The sequence below is a fragment of the Streptomyces inhibens genome (genome assembly GCF_003389455.1).
GTDB classification, from domain to species: Bacteria; Actinomycetota; Actinomycetes; order Streptomycetales; family Streptomycetaceae; genus Streptomyces; species Streptomyces inhibens.
In genome coordinates this window covers 1-4,147 of the sequence record NZ_QUAC01000349.1, presented here as the reverse complement: position 1 = coordinate 4,147, position 4,147 = coordinate 1, and the positions used below count along the sequence as shown (strand labels likewise).

The 4,147-nt window shown below is 70.9% G+C and carries 4 protein-coding genes; all 4 read left to right on the top strand.

The window, feature by feature from the left end; genetic code table 11:
- The coding region (locus DY245_RS34290; protein WP_181924002.1) for an adenosylcobinamide-GDP ribazoletransferase at positions 1 to 250 on the top strand (250 nt) is incomplete at its 5' end.
- A gap of 214 nt (positions 251 to 464) precedes the next feature.
- Entirely contained in the window at positions 465 to 2,009 is a 1,545-nt protein-coding gene (locus DY245_RS34285) for a leucyl aminopeptidase (protein WP_128511024.1), read from the top strand.
- A 386-nt stretch (positions 2,010 to 2,395) separates the two neighbouring features.
- A complete protein-coding gene (gene lpdA / locus DY245_RS34280) occupies positions 2,396 to 3,784 on the top strand; it encodes a dihydrolipoyl dehydrogenase (protein WP_128511023.1) in 1,389 nt (462 codons plus the stop codon).
- A 53-nt stretch (positions 3,785 to 3,837) separates the two neighbouring features.
- The coding region (locus DY245_RS34275; protein WP_342354247.1) for a biotin/lipoyl-containing protein at positions 3,838 to 4,147 on the top strand (310 nt) is incomplete at its 3' end.

The following is a 4,147-nucleotide window of genomic DNA, read 5'->3' as shown; positions in this document are numbered from 1 at the left end:
GGAGACCGTCCCGGTGCGGGCGGCGCTGCTGTGCGCCGCGCTGGTGGCCGCCGGGTGCGCGGCCGCGGGCGCCGTCTTCGGGCCGTACGGCGCGCTGCACGCCGGGCTCGCGGCGCTGCTCGGCCTCGGGCTCGGCGAACTGCTGCTCGGGCACTGCCGGCGGCGGTTCGGCGGGGTGAGTGGCGATGTCTTCGGCGCGCTCGCGGAGAGCGCGGGGGTGACGGCGCTGATCGTGCTGACGCTCGGGTAGCAGGCTCGGGCGGCAACTTGCCCCGAAACCACGGGTGGACTCCAACTACTCCGGGGTGAACGCCAGTTAACCTCGTACGACGCCGGGCGCAGCCGCCCCGCCGGGTGCCGGTGTGGTATCGGACGGGCCTGGCGGCGCAGCCGAGCGTAGGCTCGGCCGCAGCAGCGCGCTGCGCGCAGACGGATTCCCCGGACGGAACAGGACCCTTAACACCGTGACTGCACTGACCCTCAGTACTTCTTCCGCCGCAACGGTGCGCGCGGATGCCGTCGTCGTGGGCGTGGCCAAGGGCGCCAAGGGCGTCGTTGTCGCTCCCGGCGCCGAGGCCGTGGACAAGGCCTTCGGCGGCAAGCTCGCCGCCGTGCTGGAGACCCTCGGCGCGAGTGGTGCCGAGGGCGAGGTGACCAAGCTGCCCGCCGCGGACGGCCTCAAGACGCCGGTCGTGCTGGCGGTCGGCCTCGGCGAGGCGCCCGCCAAGGGCGACGACTACGACAACGAGGCGCTGCGCCGCGCCGCGGGCAGCGCCGCCCGCGCGCTGGCCGGCAGCAAGAAAGCCGGCTTCGCACTGCCGGTCGAGGACGCCGAGGCGGCCGCCGCGGTGAGCGAGGGCGCGCTGCTCGGCGCGTACACCTTCACCGCGTACCGCTCCAACGGCAACGGCCAGAACGCCAAGGGCGGCAAGAAGAACGACGCGAAGTCGGCGCCGCTCGGCGAGGTCGCGATCCTCGGCGGCAAGCCGCGCGACAAGGAGTTCAAGGCCGCCGCCGAGCGGTCCCAGGCGCTGGCCGCGGAGATCAACCGCGCCCGCGACCTGATCAACACCCCCTCCAACGACCTCAACCCGAAGTCCTTCGCGGCCGAGGCGCAGGCCGCGGCCAAGGAGTTCGGCCTTGAGGTCGAGGTGCTGGACGAGAAGGCCCTCAAGAAGGGCGGCTTCGGCGGCCTGATGGGCGTCGGCCAGGGCTCGGAGGCCCCGCCGCGGCTGGTGCGGATCGCGCACACCCACGCCGAGGCGACCAAGACCCTCGCGCTGGTCGGCAAGGGCATCACGTACGACTCGGGCGGTATCTCGCTCAAGCCGGCCGGCCACAACGAGACCATGAAGTGCGACATGAGCGGTGCCGCCGCGGTGTTCGCCGCGGTCGTGGCCGCCGCCAAGCTGGACCTTGAGGTGAATGTCACCGGCTGGCTGGCGCTCGCCGAGAACATGCCGTCCGGCTCCGCCACCCGCCCCGGTGACGTGCTGACCATGTACAGCGGCAAGACCGTCGAGGTGCTCAACACCGACGCCGAGGGCCGCCTGGTGCTGGCCGATGCGCTGACCCGCGCCTCGGAGGAGTCGCCGGACGCGATCGTGGACGTCGCCACGCTGACCGGCGCGATGGTGCTGGCGCTGGGCCACCGCCACTTCGGGATCATGGCGAACGACGACGCCTTCCGCACCTCGATCCACGAGATCGCGGAGGAGGTCGGCGAGCAGTCCTGGCCGATGCCGATGCCCGAACACCTCCGCAAGGGCATGGACTCGCCCGTCGCCGACATCGCCAACATGGGCGAGCGGATGGGCGGCGGCCTGGTCGCCGGACTCTTCCTGAAGGAGTTCATCGGCGAGGGCATCACCTGGGCACACCTGGACATCGCGGGCCCGGCCTTCCACGAAGGCGCGCCCTGGGGCTACACCCCCAAGGGCGGTACGGGTTCCGCGGTGCGCACCCTGGTGCGGCTGGCCGAGCGCACCGCCGCGGGCGACCTGGGCTGACGGCCGGCGCGGGAATTTCTTCCCGCTTGCCCGTCTTGTTCCTACGGCCCCGCGCATACCGCCCGGGGCCGTAGGTGTGCGACCGCCCTGCGGCCGCCCCGCGTTCGCCCTCAACGAAATCCGCCCACCCGTCTCCCACCGCCACCCTTCCCCGGCGGCGCTTCGCGCCTCTGCACTTTTCGTACCACCTAGTAACCCCTTCGAGGCGGCCCATCCGCCGTCCAGAGCCCGGCCCGCCGTCCCGGCTTCGTTGAACAAGTGCGAAGATGGGTTCTCGGCAGGACAGGGCCCCCCTTACCCAGGGCCGAAGTAAAAGCGGCCGAACAACAGCCGCGGACCGGTCATCGACGACCGGCTCCGGCGCACCCATGCATGGAGGACGTGACGTGGCGAACGACGCCAGCACCGTTTTCGACCTAGTGATCCTCGGTGGCGGAAGCGGTGGTTACGCCGCTGCCCTGCGCGGGGCGCAGCTGGGCCTGGACGTCGCCCTGATCGAGAAGGGCAAGGTCGGCGGTACCTGCCTGCACAACGGCTGCATCCCCACGAAGGCTCTGCTGCACGCCGGTGAGATCGCCGACCAGGCTCGTGAGAGCGAGCAGTTCGGTGTCAAGGCCACTTTCGAGGGCATCGACATCGAGGCGGTCCACAAGTACAAGGACGAGGTCATCTCGGGCCTGTACAAGGGTCTGCAGGGCCTGATCGCCTCCCGCAAGGTGACGTACATCGAGGGCGAGGGCCGGCTGTCCTCCCCGACCTCCGTCGATGTGGGCGGCCAGCGCGTCCAGGGCCGCCACGTCCTGCTGGCGACCGGCTCCGTGCCGAAGTCGCTGCCGGGCCTGGAGATCGACGGCAACCGCATCATCTCCTCGGACCACGCGCTCACGCTCGACCGCGTGCCGAAGTCGGCGATCGTCCTGGGCGGCGGCGTCATCGGCGTCGAGTTCGCCTCGGCGTGGAAGTCCTTCGGCACCGACGTCACCATCGTCGAGGGCCTCAAGCACCTCGTCCCGGTCGAGGACGAGAACAGCTCCAAGCTCCTGGAGCGGGCCTTCCGTAAGCGTGGCATCAAGTTCAACCTCGGCACCTTCTTCGACAAGGCCGAGTACACCGCCGACGGCGTGAAGGTCACCCTCGCCGACGGCAAGACCTTCGAGGCCGAGCTGCTGCTGGTCGCGATCGGCCGCGGGCCGGTCTCGGCGGGCCTGGGCTACGAGGAGCAGGGCGTCGCGATGGACCGCGGCTACGTCCTGGTCGACGAGTACATGCAGACCAACGTGCCGACCATCTCGGCCGTCGGTGACCTCGTTCCCACCCTCCAGCTCGCGCACGTCGGCTTCGCCGAGGGCATGCTGGTGGCGGAGCGGCTGGCCGGTCTGAAGACCGTGCCGATCGACTACGACGGCGTGCCGCGCGTGACGTACTGCCACCCCGAGGTCGCTTCGGTGGGTATCACCGAGGCCAAGGCCAAGGAGCTGTACGGCGCCGACAAGGTCGTCGCTCTGAAGTACAACCTCGCGGGCAACGGCAAGAGCAAGATCCTCAAGACCTCGGGCGAGATCAAGCTCGTCCAGGTCAAGGACGGTGCCGTGGTCGGCGTCCACATGGTCGGTGACCGTATGGGCGAGCAGGTCGGTGAGGCCCAGCTGGTCTACAACTGGGAGGCCCTGCCGGCCGAGGTTGCGCAGCTCGTGCACGCGCACCCGACGCAGAACGAGGCTCTCGGCGAGGCCCACCTGGCCCTGGCCGGCAAGCCTCTCCACTCCCACGACTGACCCCAGTCCCGGGCGCGACCACATCCCGCAATTCGTAAGGAGCAACCGAAACCATGGCGGTTTCCGTAACCCTGCCGGCGCTCGGCGAGAGCGTCACCGAGGGCACCGTCACTCGCTGGCTGAAGGCCGAGGGTGAGCGCGTCGAGGCCGACGAGCCGCTGCTCGAGGTGTCGACCGACAAGGTCGACACCGAGATCCCGGCCCCGGCCGCCGGCGTTCTGACCTCCATCAAGGTGGCCGAGGACGAGACCGTCGAGGTCGGCGCCGAGCTGGCCGTCATCGACGACGGCACCGGTGCGCCGGCCGCCGCGCCGGCCCCGGCCGCTGCCGAGGCCCCCGCCGCCCAGCCGAAGCCCGAGCCCG